Raw genomic sequence first — 17756 nt, forward strand, 5'->3', positions numbered from 1 at the left:
TTACCCTTGGTCCGCACGTGCGCGGCACCGGGCCGCCGCACCGGAGAAGAGCACCGAGGATTGGGCACGCGTTGGAAAGAGAGCCGGGCTTACCACCCGAGCGTGCGGGTCGTCCTCGGCGCGAAGGCCCCCCGCCCCCGCAACGAGGTGACGGGCCTCCGCGGGCGTCGCAGCCGGTCCGCCGCCAGCCACCGCCGCAGCAGCCGCCGCCGGTCCCGCCGCCCCCACCGGAGCGCGGCCGCCGCCAGCCGCCCCGCAACGGCCACACCCGCCAGATGCCGGCCCCCGAAGACGCGACGGTGCGTGATCGCCGCCCGGTCCGCGACGACGGCTCCCCCCGCCGCCCGGCCCGCGAAGACGACCCCGCCCGGCGCCCGGCCCGCGACCAGCGGCGGGCGCGCGACGACGCCCCCGCACGTGACGGGCGTGGGCGCGACCAGCGGCGCGGGCGAGACGACGCACCGGCTCGCCCGCCCCGCGACGACGTGCCCCCGCGCGACGGCCGGCCCGTCCACGACGAAGCCCCGGTCCGGGAGCGCCCGGGAGGCGACGAAGCTCCTCCTCGCGACGGTCGTCCGGTGCGCGACGGCCGCCCAGTCCGCGACGGCCGCCCGGTAGGCGATGACGCCCCTCTCCGCGACAACCGCCCAGTCCGCGACGGCCGCCCCGCAGGCGATGACGCCCCTCTCCGCGACAACCGCCCAGTCCGCGACGGCCGCCCCGCAGGCGATGACGCCCCTCTCCGCGACAACCGCCCAGTCCGCGACGGCCGCCCCGCAGGCGATGACGCCCCTCTCCGCGATGGCCGCCCAGTCCGCGACGGCCGCCCCGCAGGCGATGACGCCCCTCTCCGCGATGGCCGCCCAGTCCGCGACGGCCGCCCGGCAGGCGATGACGCTCCTCTCCGCGATGGCCGCCCGCCCCGGCGCGTCCCGCCGCCGCCGGGACCGCCTCAGCCGCCCCGTGGCGCCCAGCCCCCGCGCGGTGCGGGTCCGGTGCCCACCCGCGTCCAGCCCGTACCGCCGCCACCCAACCTGCCGGGTCCGCCGCCGCAGCAGAGCGCGTCGGTCCAGGGGCGGCTGCCGCAGCCGCCCGCGGCCCCGCCTCCGGGCCACCCGGTCCCCGGCACCCCACCGCCGGGCGGTCCGGCTCTCGGCACCCCACCCCCGGGTAGCCCGGCTCTCGCGCCGCCTGCGGGCGGCCCGGCCCCCGGCACCCCGCCACCGGGCACGCCGGTTCCGCCCCGCGGCCGCGGCTCCCGCCGCCCGGCGCCGGTCCGGCCGTGGCAAGAGGAGGCCCAGCAGGCCCCGCCGCGCGACCCGGAGGCGACGCGGTTCATCCCGCGCACCGCCGGTGTCCCGATGAACTCGCGCTGGCCGGTCGCCGACCCCGACGTCATGCGGCCGTACGACGCGCTGGCCACCCAGGTCATGCCGGCGCTCAAGACGCCGCTGGTCAAGCCGAGGCCGGGCGAGGAGGCCCCGGAGGCCCCGGCCAAGGCGCCGTCGCTGGCGAAAGCGTCCGGGCGGATGGCCATCGCGTCGCTGATCAGCCGGATCACCGGCTTCCTCTGGAAGCTGCTGCTGGTCGGCGCGATCGGCCAGGGCATCGCGAACGACTCGTTCAACGTCGCCAACACGATGCCCAACATCATCTTCGAGCTGCTGATGGGTGGCGTGCTCGCCAGCGTGGTGGTGCCGCTGCTGGTGCGTTCGCAGGACGAGCCCGACGGCGGCACGGCCTACACCCAGCGGCTCATCACGGTGGCGTTCACGTTGCTGCTGGTCGGCACGGTCGTCGCGGTGATCGCCGCGCCGGCGTTCACGAGTCTCTACGTCGACTCGTCGGGCGGCGCCAGCGCCGACCTGACCACGGCGTTCGCCTACCTGCTGCTGCCGGAGATCTTCTTCTACGGCGTGTTCGCCCTGCTCTCGGCCGTGCTCAACGCCAAGCAGATCTTCGGGCCGACGGCGTGGGCGCCGGTGATCAACAACCTGGTCGTCATCTTCACGATCCTGGTCGTCTGGATCATGCCGGGCGACATCGACACCGGGCACGTCTCGATCACCGACCCCAAGGTGCTGACGCTGGGCATCGGCGTCACCGGCGGCATCGTCGCCCAGGCGCTGCTGCTGATCCCGCCGCTGCTGCGGTCCGGCTTCCGGTTCAAGTGGCGCTGGGGCATCGACAAGCAGATGAAGGAGTTCGGCGGCCTCGCCCTGTGGATCCTCGGCTACGTCGCGGTGAGCCAGATCGGCTACACGATCAACACGCGCGTGCTGACCAGCGGTTCGCCCGGTGGTGTGACGGCTTACAGCAACGCCTGGCTGCTCTTCCAGCTGCCGTACGGCGTCATCGGCGTCTCGCTGCTGACGGCGATCATGCCGCGGATGAGCCGCGCGGCCGCCGATGGCGACCACAAGAAGCTGATCGGCGACCTGTCGTACGCGTCGCGGATCTCGACGGTGATGCTCGTGCCGATCTCCGCGGTGATGACCGTGGTCGGCGGCTCGATCGGCATCGCGCTGTTCACCTTCGGCCGGGGCACGGTCGAAACGGCCGAGCGGCTCGGTGACGCGCTCGCCATCTCGGCGTTCGCGCTGCTGCCGTACGCGCTGGTCATGCTGCAGATGCGGGTGTTCTACGCGATGAAGGACGCCCGCACGCCGACGCTGATCATGATCGTGATGACGCTGGTCAAGGTGCCGCTGCTGTACCTGTGCCCGGTGCTGCTGACGCCGGACAACGTCGTGCTCGGCGTGATGATGGTCAACGCGCTGACGTTCGTGGTCGGCGCGATCCTCGGCCAGGTTTGGCTCTGGGTGACGCTGGGCAACTTGCGCAGCAAGCGGGTGATCGGCGTGATCCTGTTCACGATCGTGGCGAGCGTCCTCGGCGTCGCCGCCGCGTGGGCGGCGGGGAAGCTGGTGCCGGACTCGTTCGGGCCTCGGTTGGGGGCCTGGGCGAAGCTTCTCCTGCAGAGCATCGTGGGCATCGTCGTCTCGTTCGGCGTGCTGGTGGCCCTGAAGGTCGAGGAGCTGGCGCCGGCCACTTCCAGGTTCACCCGGTTGATCAAGCGCGGGTAACGATTCCGGTACGGAAGGCGACGACTCCCGCGTCGTATTCTGGGTATTCTCGGTGCGGGGAGCTAGCGGGAGAGTGCGGGTGGACACGAGGCGGAGCGAACAGGCGGGGGGTGCGAACCACGTGGGCAAGGCCCAGGTCGGATCGCTGGCCCCCGGGCGGGTGGTCGGCGACGGCCGCTACCGCCTCCTCGCGCAGTTCGGCGTGGACGAGCGGGGCGACGCGCACCTTTGGCGCGCCCGGGACGGTCAGCTGAAGCGGGACGTCGCGCTGACCCTGCTGGTCGGCGATCCTGCCGACCCCGAAGCGGCCCGGCTGGCCCGGCGCACCCTCGAACGCGCGACCCACGCGTCGAAGTTCGGGCACGGGGGCGTCGCCCGCGTGCTGGACGTGCTCGCCCTCGGCAGCGGCATCACGTCCAGCGAGGGCCTGCTCGGCGTCGTCGTCGCGGAGTGGACCAAGGGCAGCGACCTGGTCGACCTCGTCGCGCAGCGGCCGGTGGCCCCCGCCGCGGCCGCGCGGATGGTGCAGGCGCTGGCCGAAGCCGTCGAGCAGGCCCACCAGAACGGGCTCGTCCTCGGGCTCGACCACCCCCAGCGCCTGCGGCTGACGCCGAACGGCGCGCTCAAGCTCGCGTTCCCCGGCCCGCTGCCGGAGGCGACGCTGCGCGACGACGTCAAGGCGCTCGGCGCGGTCCTGTACCTGCTGCTGACCGGGCGCTGGGCGCTGCCCGGCGGCCCGCCCGCGATCCCGGCGGCCCCGATGACACCGCAGGGCCGGATCGTCCCGCCGCGCCAGCTGGCGCCGACGGTCCCCGCCGATCTCTCGTCGCTGGCCGTGCGCACGATCGAGGACGGCGGCAACGGCGGCATCCGCACCAGCGCGGCCATCCTCCGCGTCCTCGGCCAGGTGGCCGAGGAAGAGGAGCGCACCCAGCTGATCAAGGCCGTCGGCGGTGACGTCGCCGAGCCCGACGGCACGATCTGGACGACGAAGAAGCCGGTCAAGGACGTCGCCCGGCGGCGCAAGCTCGCGCTGGGCGTGACGGTTCTGGTGGTCGCGACCGTCGTCATCCTCGCCTGGGGCGGCCTGATGCTGATCAACGTCTTCCAGGGCGATTCGAAGGCGAGCGGGCCGTCGATCAACGTCGCCGCGCCGCCGGCGTCGAGCCAGCAGAGCGCGCCGCCGCCCGCGTCCTCGTCGGCTCCGGCCCCGCCGCCGTCGCCGTCCGTGGGCGCCGCGGTGCCCCCGCAGTCGGTGGCCGTCTACAACCCCGAGGGCCGGGGCGACAACACCAGCCGGGCGAAGTACGCGATCGACGGCAAGGCCGAGACGGAGTGGCGGACCGAGAAGTACAAGCAGCAGTTCCCCACCATCAAGCCGGGTGTCGGGCTGGTCGTCTCCTTCGAGAACCCGATCAACCTCAGCCAGGTGAAGGTCATCGGCGGCACCCCGGGCTCGAAGATCGAGATCCGCTCGGCGACCGAGAAGAACCCGGACCTGGCCGACACGAAGGTGGTCGGCAACGGCGACCTGAAGGACGGCGAGACGATCATCCCGCTCGCTCAGCCGACGCAGGGCGAGTACTTCGTCGTCTGGATCACCCAGCTGGGCGACGCCGACGGGCAGTACATGACCGAAATAGGCGACCTGTCCTTCCTGCCTGCGGGGTGACGCACCCGACAGGGTCAGTAGGCTCTTGCGGGTGACAGCTGCAGCTCCCACGGATGCGGATCTGATAGCGGCTCACGCCGCGGGGGACCCTCATGCGTTCAGCGAACTCGTCCGGCGACATCGCGACCGCATGTGGGCAGTCGCCCTGCGCACGGTCCGCGACCCGGAAGAGGCCGCCGACGCGTTGCAGGACGCGTTCATCTCGGCGTTCCGCGCGGCCGGGAACTTCCGGGCGGAGTCGCAGGTCACCACCTGGCTGCACCGGATCGTGGTGAACGCCTGCCTCGACCGGATCCGCCGCCGCCAGGCGCGCCCGACCGTGCCGCTGCCGGAAACCGGCTTCAACGAGCCCGCCGCGCCCCGCGACTCGATGGCGGAGCGGGAGACCAGCCTGCTCGTGCGCGAGGCCCTCGACCAGCTGCCCGGAGACCAGCGTGCCCCGATCCTGCTCGTCGACGTCGAGGGGTACTCCGTCGCCGAGACGGCCAAGATGCTCGGCATCGCCGAAGGCACCGTGAAGAGCCGGTGCGCGCGCGGCCGGGGGAAACTCGCGAAGGTTCTCGGACACCTGCGGAACCCCGATGCGATTGCGAACGTCCCAACTCACGAAAGCAAACGGGCCGGGCGTCAGCCGGGTAGCGGGGAGGGACGATGACGGACGAAAGCCGGGGGATCGGGGGGACCATCGGTCCGCCCTGGTCTGTCGACGTGCTCGCCGACCTCCACGCCGGTGTCCTGGAGGACACGCAGGCGGCCGAGCTGTGGCCGCTGGTCAACGCCGACCCGGAAGCCCGGGCGATCCTGGACGCCCTCGACGCGACGCGGGCCGACTTGGCCTCGTTCGCGGACGCGCCGGCCCCGCCGATGCCCGCGGAGTTCGCGGCGCGGCTCGACGCGGCCCTGGCCGCCGAGGCAGCCGCCACCTTTCCCCGGCAACGGACCGCGACGGCACCGGAGCAGGCCGGGTCCGGGGACGCCCAGGTGGTGGACCTCGCGGCGGCCCGGCGGCGGCGGAACAAGCGGCTCGGCTGGGCCGCCGGCGTCCTGACCGCGGCCGCGGTGGCGATCGTCGCCGTGACCTTCGCGCTCCCGAACACGTCACCGCCGGGCGCCACGCCGAACGTGGCTGCCCCGGCCCCGACGGGTCCGTCGGTCGGCGACGACGGCGCCGGCGCGCAGGCACTGGTCGGCAAGGCGATCGGCGTCCGCGACTTCGGTCCGCTGCAGAACGAGGACCGCCTCGACGCCTGCATCGCGGCCGCCGGGCTCGACCCGAAGGTGCGTCCGGAGGGCATCCGCCCGGTGAACGTCGGCGGCAAGGCCGGCGTGATGATCATCCTGACCACCGGCAAGCTGGCCCAGTTCCGGCTCGTGGCCTTCGGCGCGGACTGCGGGCCGGGAAATCCGGCCGTGCTGTTCGACAAGGTCGTCGGGGAGAAGTAGCGGCGGTGACATCCGGGGCTTCGCCCCGGGCCGGGGGCTCCGCCACCCGGAACCCCCATGAGCGGTGTCACGGCTGGGAACATGGCCACCTACGATCGTGTTGAGCCTGGTACACGGGTGTCACTACGAGCGGAGGTCACGGGTGGCTGCCGAGGAAATCAGGAACCTGATCATCGTCGGGTCGGGTCCTGCCGGATACACCGCTGCCGTTTACGCGGCACGGGCCCAGCTTGAACCGCTGGTGTTCGAGGGCACGCAGTTCGGCGGCGCGCTGATGACGACGACCGAGGTCGAGAACTTCCCCGGGTTCCGCGACGGCATCATGGGTCCGGACCTGATGGAGGAGATGCGCAAGCAGGCCGAGCGCTTCGGCGCCGAGCTGCGCGCGGAGGACGTCGAGTCGCTGGAGCTGACGGGGGACGTCAAGTACGTCCACGCGAACGGCAAGCGCTACGCCGCCCGCGCGGTCATCCTCGCCATGGGCGCGGCGGCGCGGTACCTGAACGTGCCGGGCGAGCAGGAACTGCTCGGCCGCGGGGTGTCGGCCTGTGCGACCTGTGACGGCTTCTTCTTCCGCGACCACGACATCGTGGTCGCCGGTGGTGGCGACTCGGCGATGGAGGAGGCGACCTTCCTGACGAAGTTCGCGAAGTCCGTCACGATCGTCCACCGGCGCGAGGAGTTCCGCGCGTCCAAGATCATGCTCGAGCGCGCCCGCGCGAACGAGAAGATCAAGTGGCAGCTGAACTCGCAGATCACCGGCGTGCTCGGCGACGGCAAGGTGGAAGCCGTGCAGCTGAAGGACACCAAGGACGGCTCCGAGTCGACGCTCGACGTGTCGGGCTTCTTCGTCGCGATCGGCCACGACCCCCGCAGCCAGCTGGTGCGCGGGCAGGTCGAGCTGGACGAGGACGGCTACGTGCTCACCCAGGGGCGCACTTCGTTCACCAACCTGGACGGCGTCTTCGCGGCCGGCGACCTGGTGGACCGCACCTACCGGCAGGCGATCACCGCCGCGGGCTCGGGGTGCAGTGCCGCGATCGACGCGGAACGATGGCTCGCGGAGCACGGCGAGGAAGACGCCCACGAGGCGGCCGAGCTGGTCGGCGGCGGTTACGGCGCGGGCACCAACTGACTTTCCGGCGTTCAACCACTCGAAGGAGAAACCATGTCCAACACCGTGAAGGTGACCGACGCGACGTTCGTCGACCAGGTTCTGACCAGCGAGAAGCCGGTCCTCGTCGACTTCTGGGCCACCTGGTGCGGCCCGTGCAAGATGGTCGCACCGGTGCTCGAGGAGATCGCGGCCGAGAACGGCGAGAAGCTGACCATCGCCAAGATCGACATCGACGAGAACCCGAACACACCGCGTGACTACCAGGTGATGTCCATCCCGACGCTGATCCTGTTCCAGGGCGGCAAGCCGGTGAAGCAGATCGTCGGCGCGAAGCCGAAGGCCGCGCTGCTGTCGGACCTCGCCGACGTCCTCTGAACCGAACGACCCCGGCGAACCCGGGGCCTGCGGGAACCCTCCCGCGGGCCCCGGGTTCTTCGCCTTTCGGGGGATTCTGTTCCGTGTGGGTGAATCGAGCGTGACGAGAGCCACCGCGGGTACTCCACGATCAGGCCCTTGACAAACACTGCGGCGCGAAGCGCCTCCGTTGAGGGTGGTGGCGGGGGCATGGGAGGAGTACCTACCGGGCCTGCGCTGTCACCCAGAGTTGGCAAGGCACAATAGAGGACCTGGGCTCGTCCCAGCGAAGGTTTTCCCGAAGTCCTGCCACGCACCGAGACCCCGAAGTCGGTGCCTGAGGAAGAGCGAGGAGTGCATGCGGGTACTCCGCCGCGGTGACGCCGGTCCGGACGTCGCCGAGATCAGGTCCATCCTGGCCGGGATGGACCTGCTCCCGCCGGTCACCGGTACCGAGGACTACGACACGTTCGACGTTGCCGTCGAGAGCGCCGTCCGTGCCTTCCAGCAGCGTCGTGGGCTGATGACCGACGGTGTCGTGGGTCAGGCGACGTTCCAGGCGCTCAAGGGCGCCAGCTACCACCTGGGCAGCCGCCCGCTGTCGTACATGATCGCTTCCCCCGTCCACGGCGACGACGTCTTCACCCTGCAGGAGCGGCTCACCGAGCTCGGCTTCGACGCCGGCCGCCCCGACGGCTACTTCGGTCCCCAGACCGAGCGCGCGCTCAAGACGTTCCAGCGCGACATGCGCCTGACACCGGACGGCATGTGCGGTCCCGCGACCATCCGTGAGCTGCACCGCCTGTCCTCGCCGCGGGCCCGGGGCGGCCGCCCCGTGTTCCTGCGCGAGCAGGAGCAGGTGCGCCAGGCCGGGCCGCGCCTGCGCGGCAAGCGCATCGTGATCGACCCGGGCCACGGCGGCGACGACCTCGGCGTGGTCGCCGGCAAGCTGCGCGAAGCCGACATCGCGTGGGACCTCGCGCGCCGCCTGGAGGGCCGGATGAAGGCCACGGGCATGGAGGCGCTGATCTCCCGCGGCCCGAACCACAGCCCCACCGAGCTGGAGCGCGCCCGCTTCGCGAACGACGCGGGTGCGGACCTGTTCCTGTCCCTGCACAGCGACAGCAACCGTTCGCCGCGCGCCCAGGGCATCGCGAGCTTCCACTTCGGCACCGGCAACGGTACGACGTCGACGGTGGGTGAGCTGCTGGCCGGCTTCATCCAGCGCGAGGTCGCGGCCCGCACGGGCATGCTGGACTGCCGCACGCACTACAAGACGTGGGAGATCTTCACCCGCACCCGCTGCCCGGCGGTCCGGGTCGAAATCGGCTACCTGACGAACCCGGACGACGCCCGCAAGCTCGGCGACCCGGCGTTCCGCGACATCGTCGCGGAGGGCATCCTGATCGCCGTCAAGCGCCTGTACCTCCTCGGCGAGGGCGACCAGCCGACGGGAACGTTCACGTTCGCCGACGTCCTGGCGCACGAGCTCGCCAAGGCCGAATAGGGCCGACCACAACCCCTAGCGGCTCACCTTCACCTGCCCCACCACCCCTGGGGACGCGCGGCGCGCGTCCCCAGGTTTCGGGGTAGTTCTCCACAGCTTGTCCACCGCTCCTAGCAGGGCTCTGTGGATAACTCGGCACTTCTTCCACAGTTGTGCACGCGTGGATTCCGCGCAGGTGGAAACCCGGCGCAAACGTTTGCGGGGAAGGTCAGGCGCGGCCAAGACTCGGCTCGGCGGTGGTGATCGTCACCTGGCCGAGCAGCCTCTCCAGCGCCGCCTCGACGTCTTCCTTCCAGGTGATCGCCGAACGCAGCTCGAGCCGCAGACGCGGCCACTTCTGGTGCGGGCGGACCGTCTTGAAGCCGACGCTCTGCAGGAACGCCGCCGGCAGGACGCAGCTGTGGCCGCCGTCCGGGTCGGCCTCGTCGGGACGAGCGTCGCCGAACGCCTCGATCGCCCGGACGCCGCGCTTGGTCAGGTCCTTGGCGGCCGCCTGGACCAGCATCCGGCCGAGGCCGCCGCCGCGGAACTCCGGCAGCACCTGGAACGCGGTCAGCAGGACGGCGTCCGCGCTGGGCGGCGACGTCGGGAAGGCCAGCGCGCGCGGGACGGCGTTCGGCGGTGCGTACAGCACGAACCCGACCGGCAACGTGTCGCTGTAGACGATGCGGCCGCAGGAACCCCACTCGAGCAGCACGCTCGAAACCCAGGCTTCCTTCTCGACCTCGGTGGCGCCGAACTCCTCGGCCTGGTGCTTCAGGTGCGGGGCGAGTTCCCAGTACACGCACCGGCGGCAGCTCTTCGGCAGGTGCTCCAGGTTGTCCAGTGTGACGCCCACGACGCGACGCGACACTCGCGACCTCCCTGACCTGCGCTCCGACCGGGCTGCCCGGTCGTCAAGCCGCGCGAAATCCACAGCATGAACACGGGAGCCACGGTCGAGGATAGGCCGATGTGACGAGCACCGAAAGGCCAGGGGGTCCGGATGGGTGCCCGGTTACACTCGATGGGATCCACCAGCTCCCGCGGGAGTGACCGTGTCCGCCGAGCCCCGGGTGAACGTCGATGACCGAGAACCGCCCCAGCAAGCCCCAGAAGGTGGCCCAGAGCGGCCGCCAGAACCTCGACCCGCACCTCGAGCGGTACGCCGCCCGCACCGCCGGGATGACCGCCTCCGAGATCCGGGCGCTGTTCGCGGTGGCCAGCCGGCCCGAGGTGGTTTCGCTGGCCGGCGGCATGCCGAACCTGGCGGCGCTCCCGCTCGACACGCTGTCCACGCAGGTCGCGGAGATCATCGCCGAAGACGGCCTGGTGGCGCTGCAGTACGGCTCGGCGCACGGCATCCCGGTGCTGCGCGAGCAGATCTGCGAAATCATGGCCTTGGAGGGCATCAAGGCGCACCCGGACGACGTCGTGGTGACCGTCGGCTCGCAGATGGGCCTGGACATGGTCACGCGGCTGTTCTGCGACCCGGGTGACGTCGTGATCGCCGAAGGCCCCTCGTACGTCGGCGCGCTGGGCTCGTTCGCCGCGTACCAGGCGCAGGTCGTGCACGTGGCGATGGACGACCACGGCCTGGTGCCCGAGCTCCTGCGCGAGGCGCTCACCCGGACCGAGAAGGCCGGCCGCCGGGTCAAGTTCCTGTACACGATCCCGAACTTCCACAACCCCGCCGGCGTCACGCTGGCCGTCGAGCGCCGCGCGGAGATCCTGGAGATTTGCCGCACCCACGGCGTCCTGGTCGTCGAAGACAACCCGTACGGGTTGCTCGGCTTCGACGGTCAGACGTACCCGGCGCTGCGGTCGACCGATCCCGACAACGTCGTGTACCTCGGTTCGTTCTCCAAGACGTTCGCCTCCGGCCTGCGCGTCGGCTGGGTGCTCGCGCCGCACGCGGTGCGGGAGAAGCTCGTGCTCGCCGCGGAGTCGGCGACGCTGTGCCCGCCGACGTTCAACCAGATGATCGTGTCGCGCTACCTGGCCACGCACGACTGGAAGGGCCAGATCAAGAAGTTCCGCGAGAACTACCGCGAGCGGCGCGACGCGATCCTGTCCGCGCTCGACCAGCACCTGCCCCCGGGCTGCTCGTGGACCAAGCCGGACGGCGGCTTCTACGTCTGGGTGACGGTGCCGGAGGGCGTCGACACCAAGGCGATGCTGCCGCGCGCGGTGACCGCCCGGGTGGCGTACGCGTCCGGCACCGGCTTCTACGCCGACGGTTTCGGCAGCCGCCAGATGCGGCTGTCCTACTGCTACCCGACGCCGGAGCGGATCCGCGAAGGCGTGCGGCGGCTGGCCGCCGTGCTGGAGTCCGAAATGGACCTCGCACGCACCTTCGGTAACGTGGGCTCGCGCCAGATCCAGGGGCCGCAGAACCCTTCACCGGACACGGTCTGATCGACTGATTTCCGGTTCTAGCTAAGGAGTTTCCACGGTGGTCGACCGTACCGTTGCCGTGCTCGCCGGCGGGCTCTCGCACGAACGCGACGTCTCGCTGAGGTCCGGACGACGGCTGTCCGCGGCGCTGAAGTCCGAAGGCCTCGGCATCGAGGAGTGGGACACCGACGCGGGGCTGCTGGAGCGCCTGCGCACGCAGCGGCCGGACGCGGTGGTCGTCGCCCTGCACGGTGGTGAGGGCGAGAACGGCTCGGTGCAGACGGTGCTGGAGATGCTGGACGTGCCGTTCGTCGGCACCGGCTCCCAGGGCTGCCGCCGCGCGTGGGACAAGCCGACGGCGAAAGCGTTGGTGGAGAACGCCGGGTTCGTGACGCCGGGCTGGGTGGTGCTGCCGCACAGCACGTTCCGCGAGCTGGGTGCCCAGGCGGTGCTCGACGCGATGGTGGAGCGCCTCGGCCTGCCGCTGATCCTCAAGCCGGACCAGGGCGGCTCGGCGCTCGGCACCCAGGTGGTGCGCGAAGCGGCGGAACTGCCCGCGGCGATGGTCGGTTGCTTCGCCTACGGCGACACGGTGCTCGCCGAGCGGCTCGTGGACGGGGTCGAGGTGGCCGTGACGGTCATCGAGGGCGAGAACGGGCCCGAGGCCCTCCCCGCGGTCGAGATCGTCCCGGAGAGCGGCGTGTACGACTACACGGCCCGCTACACGGCCGGCCTGACGGACTTCTTCACCCCGGCCCGGCTCGACGACGCGGCGGCCAAGGCGGTGGCCGAACTCGCTGTCGCCGCGCACCGCGTCCTGGGGCTGCGGGACATCTCGCGGACCGACGCGATCGTCGCCGCGGACGGCACGGTCCACTTCCTCGAAGTGAACCCGTCGCCGGGCCTCACCGAGACGTCGACCGTCCCGATGGCCATCGACGCGGCGGGCAAGTCGCTCGGCACGGTGTTCGCCGAACTGATCGGCCGCGCGATTTCACGCTGACCCTCTTCGCGCGAAAGGCCACTACGGGACGTCCGTGGTGGCCTTTTTCGTGTCGCGAACGATCATTACCGGGTGTGCTCATCGCGGCTCCGATGCGCAATCATCACCGTGACGAAACACCCCGGGGTGATCCCTAGTCGGAATTCTGTGTCCGATTTGCCTCATTCGCGTCGATGATCGAGACGATCCGCTCGAGGTCGTCGACCGAGCCGAACTCGAGCACGATCCGGCCCTTGCGCCGGCCGAGGTCGACCTTCACGCGGGTGTCGAAGCGGTCCGAAAGCCGGTTCGCGAGTTCCTGCAACCCCGGCGCCTGGATCGGCTTGCGCGGTGCGGCCTTCGGCTTGGCCGGCTTCTCGCTCTTCTTGAGCGTGACGGCTTCCTCCGTCGCCCGGACCGACATGCCCTCGGCGACGATGCGCGCGGCGAGCTCTTCCTGGCTCTCGGCGTCCTCCAGCGACAGCAACGCGCGCGCGTGCCCGGCGGAAAGGACGCCCGCGGCCACCCGGCGCTGCACCGGCAGGGGGAGCTTGAGGAGCCGGATCGTGTTGGTGATGACCGGACGGCTGCGGCCGATCCGGCTCGCCAGCTCCTCGTGGGTGACCGCGAACTCGTCGAGCAGCTGCTGGTACGCCGCCGCCTCTTCGAGCGGGTTCAGCTGGACGCGGTGGATGTTCTCCAGGAGCGCGTCGCGGAGCATCGACTCGTCGGCGGTCTGCCGGACGATCGCCGGGATCGCCTCGAGCTCCGCCTGCTGCGAGGCGCGTAGCCGCCGCTCGCCCATGACGAGCTCGTACTCGTCGTTCCCCAGCTCGCGGACGACGATGGGCTGCATGAGCCCGAACGCGCGGATCGAGTGCTCGAGTTCGGCGAGCGCGTCTTCGTCGAAGACCTGCCGCGGCTGCTTCGGGTTCGGCTTGATCGAGCCGACGGGGATCTCGCGGTAGACGGCGCCGGCGACTTCGCCGCTGTGCTGCTTCGCCTGACCGTTCGCCGCGAACCAGCCCTTCTCGTCCGCCGCCTTCTTGTCCGCCGCCGCCCCGTCGCCGGGCGCGGGCAGGGGAGCACCGCCGGTGGGTCCGGTCGGGATCAGGGCGGCGAGGCCGCGCCCCAGCCCTCCTCGACGCTCGGTCATGTCGAACTACCCTTCTCCATCTTTGCGCCGCGCTCGGCGATCTCCTTGGCCGCGTCGACGTAGCTCATCGCCCCACGCGAACCGGGATCGTAGGCGAGCACGGTCTGGCCGTACCCGGGTGCCTCGGACACCTTCACGCTGCGCGGGATGACGGTCTTCAGCACGGTGTCGCCGAAGTGGTTCCGCACCTCGTTCGTCACCTGGTCGGCCAGCTTGGTCCGGCCGTCGTACATGGTGAGGAGGATCGTCGAGACGTGGAGCTCGCGGTTGAGGTGCTGCTGCACGAGCTCGATGTTGCTCAGCAGCTGCCCGAGCCCTTCCAGGGCGTAGTACTCGCACTGGATCGGGATCAGCACCTCCTGCGCGGCGACCATCGCGTTGACCGTCAGGAGGCCGAGCGACGGCGGGCAGTCGATGAGGACGTAGTCGACACCGATCTCGTCGAGGATCTCCGAGGAGATGGCCTCCTTGAGCCGGGACTCCCGTGAAGCCATGGAGACGAGCTCGATCTCGGCGCCGGCGAGGTCGATCGTCGCCGGGACGCAGAAGAGGTTGGGGGACTGCTCGGTCGGCTGAGCCGCCTCCGCGAGCGTCACCTCGCCGATGAGCACCTCGTAGATGGAGGGCGTCCCGGATCGGTGGTCGACGTCGAGCGCGGTGCTCGCGTTGCCCTGCGGGTCGAGGTCGACGACGAGCGTCCTGAGCCCGTGGACGGCCAGCGCGGCGGCGAGGTTGACCGTGCTGGTGGTCTTGCCGACGCCGCCCTTCTGGTTGGCGACGGTCATCACCCGACGGTGGCCGGGGCGGGGAAGGGTCCGCTCCGGGTGCAGCAGACGCGCGGCGCGGGTGGCTTCTTCGGCGATCGGCGTCCAGCCCACGTCGTGGCTGGTCTCCGTGGAGTCGGACGGCGGGGGATTCACCGGTCTCGACACCTCCTCCATCTAGACGTCTGGTCGGTGGTCGAGCCGCGTCGTTTCACGTGGAACATCGCGACCCGTTAACGCTTCCTGCTCCGCACCTTCGGCTTGCCCGACACCGTCTTCGACGGCAGGCGGCGGATCTTCACGACCGTGCTGGGGACCTCGAGCACCGTCGCGCCACACTCGACGATCAGGGGATCGCCGCCGCCGGCCTTGCGGATGGCGGCACCGTCCCGATCGATTTCGTCCGCCGCGCTGGCGCCCTTGAGGGCGACCAGGAAGCCATCGGGACGGACCAGCGGCAAGCACCAGTCCGCGAGACGAGCGAGCGGGGCGACCGCGCGAGCGGTGACGATGTCGGCGCCACCGAGCTGCTCACGCACAGGCCCCTCCTCCGCGCGTCCACGGACGACGGTGATCGGGAGTTCCAGCTTCTCGGCCACCTCGGCCAGCCAGTCCACCCGGCGGGCCATCGGTTCGAGCAAGACGATATCGAGGTCCGGTCGCGCGATCGCCAGCGGTACACCCGGAAGCCCGGCCCCCGACCCGACGTCGACGACGCGGGCACCCTCGGGCATCTGCTCGCCGATCACCGCCGAGTTGAGCACGTGCCGTTCCCACAGCCGCTCGACTTCCCGGGGACCGATCAGCCCACGTTCAACGCCGTGGCGCTCCAGGAGTTCGACGTACCCGGCCGCTTGGTCGACGTGCTCACCGAACACTCGCTCCGCCGCGGCCCGCACCGCCCCCGCGGCTTGCTCCAAGCTCACTCCGTCTACTCCTCGTCCGCCGGTTTCACGTGAAACCGTGCTCGTTCGATTGTCCCCGATGGCGCTCCGAAAACGAGCCGACAGACCGCAGATGTGGACAACTCCACTCAGCCGGCGGCGGCTGTGACCGTTCCACGTGAAACATCACGCGTGCAATTCGCTCCGCCGAGGCGCCGCGTTCCCCAGCCGGATGCCGCTGAGCCCGACGAGCTCGCCGCGGCCGCGTCGACGAAGTCCCAGAGGTTCGCCAGCACCCGCAGCTGGATCCCCGCCGACGCGTGCAACGCCAGCAGATCACCGACCGGCTCCGGCGGGCCGAGCGGCGCCGCCGGGGTCACCGCCACCATCGCGTGGCGGTGCTCGCCGAACGGCTCGAACGCCGATGCCGGGAACCGGTACGCGAACAGCCGGACCGTCCACATCGCCTCGAGCCACCCGTACTCGATCGCGTGGACCCGCGAGCCGCTGCCCGGCCCCACGATCCGCGAGCGATCGTCAGCCGACGTTCCCGCCGCCACCCACGCCGTCCCGCGCGGGCACTGCCGCGCGCGGGACGCATGAGCCACACCTAGCACACAAAGAAGCGGCCCCACCCGAACCAGTCGGGTGGGGCCGCTTCGAGCACCGAAGCTCAGGACTCCGGGAAGATCACCACGCGACGCTTGGGATCCTCGCCCTCGCTCTCGCTCATGACCCCCGAGACCGTCGCCACCGCGTCGTGGACGACCTTGCGCTCGAACGGGCTCATCGGCTGCAGCCGCACCCGCTCGCCACTCTTCAGGACCGACTCCGCCGTCGAACGGCCGAGCTCGCGCAGCTCCTCGCGGCGGTCCGCGCGCCAGCCCGCGATGTCCAGCATCAGGCGGCTGCGGGAGCCCGTCTCCTGCTGGACCGCCAGGCGGGTCAGTTCCTGCAGCGCCTCGAGCACCGTGCCGCGCGGGCCGACGAGCTTCTCGAGGTCCTCGCCGCCGTCGATGCTCACGATCGCGCGGCCGGCTTCCACGTCCAGGTCGATGTCACCGTCGTAGTCGAGCAGGTCCAGCAGCCGCTCGAGGTAGTCGCCGGCGATGTCACCCTCCCGCACGAGGATGTCGTCGTCGCCACCTCCCGCCTTCTGCTCGCCCGCCTCGTCGTCGGCCGGGGCCACGTCGTCCTGATCGGCGTCGATCGTGTCGATCGTCTCCGACATCATTCGTCTCCTCTCCGGACCGGTCGCGCCTCAGCGGCGCTTCCGGCCCGACTTCCTGGTCGAGTCTTTGAGAAGGCCCGGCACGTCGGTGCCGTTGTCCTTCGAACCGTTCTGGCCGTTGGTGTCGGCCGGGAGCTGATCCGCCGCCGTCGCGCCGTCCGCCTTCGCGGCCTCCGCCGCCTTGGCGGCGGCCTCCGCGGGCGTGAGCTGGGCGAAGCCGTGGGCCGAGCCCGCCTTGGCGACCTTCTTCTGCGAGCCGGTCTGGGCGGGCTGGTTCTTCTTCTGCTGGACCGGCTTCTGCCCGACCTTCGGCGCGGTCGGCTTCTGACCCGGCTTCGGGCCGAGCGTCGCGCGCTTCTCCGCGGCCTCCGCCTTGCGGGCCGCTTCTTCCTTGTCGATCTTCGTGTAGACGAGGCGCTGCTGCATCAGGGTCCAGCCGTTGTTCGCCAGCCAGTAGAAGAGGAGACCGAGCGGGAACAGCGCACCGAAGACGAGGACACCGAGCGGGAAGATGTACATCGTCAGCTTGTTCATGATCGCGGTCTGCGGGGTGGCCGACGCGGCGTTCTGGCGGGCCACCGAGTGCCGCGCGGTGAGGTGCGTGGCGATGGACGCGACGATCATCAGCGGCAGCGCGACCGGGAGGACGCCCCACTGGAAGCCGACGTTCGCGGCCCCGCCGCTGACGACGCCGACACCGTTGTAGACGGCCTCACCGAGGTTGACGCCGAAGAGCTTCGCGTTGACGTAGGACTGGACGTCGTGCTGGGTGAAGAAGTAGTTCTCGGTCTTCGGGCCCCCGCCGGGCGGCGGCATCGTGAAGGCGCGGAGGACGTGGTTCAGGCCGATGAACACCGGGATCTGCAGCAGCATCGGCAGGCAGCTGCCCAGCGGGTTGACGCCGTGCTCCTTCTGGAGCTTCTGCATCTCCGCGGCCTGGCGCTGCCGGTCGCTCGCGTACTTCTTCTGGATCTTCTTCATCTCCGGCGCGAAGTCCTGCATCTTCTTCATCGACCGGACCTGGTTCACGAACGGCTTGAACATGATGCCGCGCACGGTGAACGTCAGGAAGATGATGCCGAGGATCCACGCGATTGCCGAGGCTTCCCCGAAGACCAGTCCGAAGACCTTGTGCCAACACCAGAGGATGAAGGACACGGGGTAGTAGATGAAATCGAGCACTG

At 70.8% G+C, this 17756-nt stretch carries 17 protein-coding genes; 9 read left to right on the plus strand and 8 right to left on the minus strand.

Annotated elements, in window-relative coordinates:
• Nucleotides 1-89 precede the first annotated feature (89 nt).
• Nucleotides 90-1115: a hypothetical protein gene (locus tag AB0M80_RS08710; protein WP_364560910.1), complete on the minus strand. Its 1026-nt coding sequence runs from the start codon at nucleotides 1113-1115 to the stop codon at nucleotides 90-92.
• A 246-nt stretch (nucleotides 1116-1361) separates the two neighbouring features.
• Here AB0M80_RS08710 and murJ point away from each other — a divergent pair, with 246 nt between their 5' ends.
• The 7 genes from murJ to AB0M80_RS08745 all read left to right on the plus strand — a co-directional run bounded on the left by murJ (nucleotide 1362) and on the right by AB0M80_RS08745 (nucleotide 9179).
• Nucleotides 1362-3086, plus strand: coding sequence for a murein biosynthesis integral membrane protein MurJ (gene murJ / locus AB0M80_RS08715; RefSeq protein ID WP_364560913.1), 1725 nt, complete (start codon nucleotides 1362-1364; stop codon nucleotides 3084-3086).
• Nucleotides 3087-3165: 79 nt separating this feature from the next.
• Nucleotides 3166-4758, plus strand: a complete 1593-nt coding sequence (locus tag AB0M80_RS08720) for a protein kinase family protein (RefSeq protein ID WP_364560916.1) — start codon at nucleotides 3166-3168, stop codon at nucleotides 4756-4758.
• Between the two features lie 31 nt (nucleotides 4759-4789).
• Nucleotides 4790-5413, plus strand: coding sequence for an RNA polymerase sigma factor SigM (gene sigM / locus AB0M80_RS08725; protein ID WP_364560919.1), 624 nt, complete (start codon nucleotides 4790-4792; stop codon nucleotides 5411-5413).
• Nucleotides 5410-6201: a hypothetical protein gene (locus AB0M80_RS08730; RefSeq protein WP_364560922.1), complete on the plus strand. Its 792-nt coding sequence runs from the start codon at nucleotides 5410-5412 to the stop codon at nucleotides 6199-6201. The genes sigM and AB0M80_RS08730 overlap by 4 nt, the downstream gene beginning before the upstream one ends.
• A 142-nt stretch (nucleotides 6202-6343) precedes the next feature.
• Nucleotides 6344-7336 (plus strand): thioredoxin-disulfide reductase, encoded by a 993-nt coding sequence (gene trxB, locus AB0M80_RS08735; RefSeq protein WP_364560925.1) that lies wholly within the window; start codon nucleotides 6344-6346, stop codon nucleotides 7334-7336.
• Nucleotides 7337-7369: 33 nt separating this feature from the next.
• Complete coding sequence (gene trxA / locus AB0M80_RS08740) at nucleotides 7370-7693, plus strand: thioredoxin (protein WP_364560928.1); 324 nt, start codon at nucleotides 7370-7372, stop codon at nucleotides 7691-7693.
• A 337-nt stretch (nucleotides 7694-8030) separates the two neighbouring features.
• The gene (locus AB0M80_RS08745) at nucleotides 8031-9179 is read left to right on the plus strand and encodes an N-acetylmuramoyl-L-alanine amidase (protein ID WP_364560931.1); all 1149 of its coding nucleotides are present in this window, start codon (nucleotides 8031-8033) and stop codon (nucleotides 9177-9179) included.
• Between the two features lie 208 nt (nucleotides 9180-9387).
• Here the strand turns inward: AB0M80_RS08745 and AB0M80_RS08750 are convergent, their stop codons facing one another.
• A complete protein-coding gene (locus tag AB0M80_RS08750; RefSeq protein WP_364560934.1) occupies nucleotides 9388-10032 on the minus strand; it encodes a GNAT family N-acetyltransferase in 645 nt (214 codons plus the stop codon).
• Between the two features lie 212 nt (nucleotides 10033-10244).
• Here AB0M80_RS08750 and AB0M80_RS08755 point away from each other — a divergent pair, with 212 nt between their 5' ends.
• Together AB0M80_RS08755 and AB0M80_RS08760 are read left to right on the plus strand one after the other, a co-directional pair.
• Nucleotides 10245-11576: a PLP-dependent aminotransferase family protein gene (locus tag AB0M80_RS08755; protein WP_364560937.1), complete on the plus strand. Its 1332-nt coding sequence runs from the start codon at nucleotides 10245-10247 to the stop codon at nucleotides 11574-11576.
• Between the two features lie 37 nt (nucleotides 11577-11613).
• Nucleotides 11614-12558, plus strand: coding sequence for a D-alanine--D-alanine ligase (locus tag AB0M80_RS08760; protein ID WP_364560940.1), 945 nt, complete (start codon nucleotides 11614-11616; stop codon nucleotides 12556-12558).
• A gap of 133 nt (nucleotides 12559-12691) precedes the next feature.
• On the opposite strand, the gene AB0M80_RS08765 is transcribed toward AB0M80_RS08760, so the two are convergent.
• The 6 genes from AB0M80_RS08765 to yidC form a co-directional block, all read right to left on the minus strand.
• Nucleotides 12692-13693 carry a ParB/RepB/Spo0J family partition protein gene (locus AB0M80_RS08765; protein WP_364560943.1) on the minus strand — a complete coding sequence of 334 codons (1002 nt, stop codon included), beginning with the start codon at nucleotides 13691-13693 and terminating at the stop codon, nucleotides 12692-12694.
• Entirely contained in the window at nucleotides 13690-14634 is a 945-nt protein-coding gene (locus AB0M80_RS08770) for a ParA family protein (RefSeq protein ID WP_364560946.1), read from the minus strand. The genes AB0M80_RS08765 and AB0M80_RS08770 overlap by 4 nt, the downstream gene beginning before the upstream one ends.
• A gap of 56 nt (nucleotides 14635-14690) precedes the next feature.
• Complete coding sequence (gene rsmG / locus AB0M80_RS08775) at nucleotides 14691-15383, minus strand: 16S rRNA (guanine(527)-N(7))-methyltransferase RsmG (RefSeq protein WP_364560949.1); 693 nt, start codon at nucleotides 15381-15383, stop codon at nucleotides 14691-14693.
• A 107-nt stretch (nucleotides 15384-15490) separates the two neighbouring features.
• A complete protein-coding gene (locus AB0M80_RS08780) occupies nucleotides 15491-15949 on the minus strand; it encodes a DUF6886 family protein (RefSeq protein ID WP_364560952.1) in 459 nt (152 codons plus the stop codon).
• A gap of 65 nt (nucleotides 15950-16014) precedes the next feature.
• Nucleotides 16015-16572 (minus strand): R3H domain-containing nucleic acid-binding protein, encoded by a 558-nt coding sequence (locus tag AB0M80_RS08785; protein WP_364560954.1) that lies wholly within the window; start codon nucleotides 16570-16572, stop codon nucleotides 16015-16017.
• A gap of 30 nt (nucleotides 16573-16602) precedes the next feature.
• Nucleotides 16603-17754 (minus strand): membrane protein insertase YidC, encoded by a 1152-nt coding sequence (gene yidC / locus AB0M80_RS08790; RefSeq protein ID WP_364560957.1) that lies wholly within the window; start codon nucleotides 17752-17754, stop codon nucleotides 16603-16605.
• Nucleotides 17755-17756 lie beyond the last annotated feature (2 nt).

Source organism: Amycolatopsis sp. NPDC051045, assembly GCF_040682955.1.
In the GTDB taxonomy this organism is placed as follows: domain Bacteria; phylum Actinomycetota; class Actinomycetes; order Mycobacteriales; family Pseudonocardiaceae; genus Amycolatopsis.

Excerpts from the sequence above, each read along its gene's own strand:
- trxA (WP_364560928.1), top strand. The coding sequence starts at position 7,370 with ATGTCCAACACCGTGAAGGTGACCGACGCGACGTTCGTCGACCAGGTT.
- AB0M80_RS08785 (WP_364560954.1), bottom strand. The coding sequence starts at position 16,572 with ATGTCGGAGACGATCGACACGATCGACGCCGATCAGGACGACGTGGCC.
- AB0M80_RS08755 (WP_364560937.1), top strand. The coding sequence starts at position 10,245 with ATGACCGAGAACCGCCCCAGCAAGCCCCAGAAGGTGGCCCAGAGCGGC.
- AB0M80_RS08770 (WP_364560946.1), bottom strand. The coding sequence starts at position 14,634 with ATGGAGGAGGTGTCGAGACCGGTGAATCCCCCGCCGTCCGACTCCACG.
- AB0M80_RS08730 (WP_364560922.1), top strand. The coding sequence starts at position 5,410 with ATGACGGACGAAAGCCGGGGGATCGGGGGGACCATCGGTCCGCCCTGG.
- murJ (WP_364560913.1), top strand. The coding sequence starts at position 1,362 with ATGAACTCGCGCTGGCCGGTCGCCGACCCCGACGTCATGCGGCCGTAC.
- AB0M80_RS08765 (WP_364560943.1), bottom strand. The coding sequence starts at position 13,693 with ATGACCGAGCGTCGAGGAGGGCTGGGGCGCGGCCTCGCCGCCCTGATC.
- AB0M80_RS08745 (WP_364560931.1), top strand. The coding sequence starts at position 8,031 with ATGCGGGTACTCCGCCGCGGTGACGCCGGTCCGGACGTCGCCGAGATC.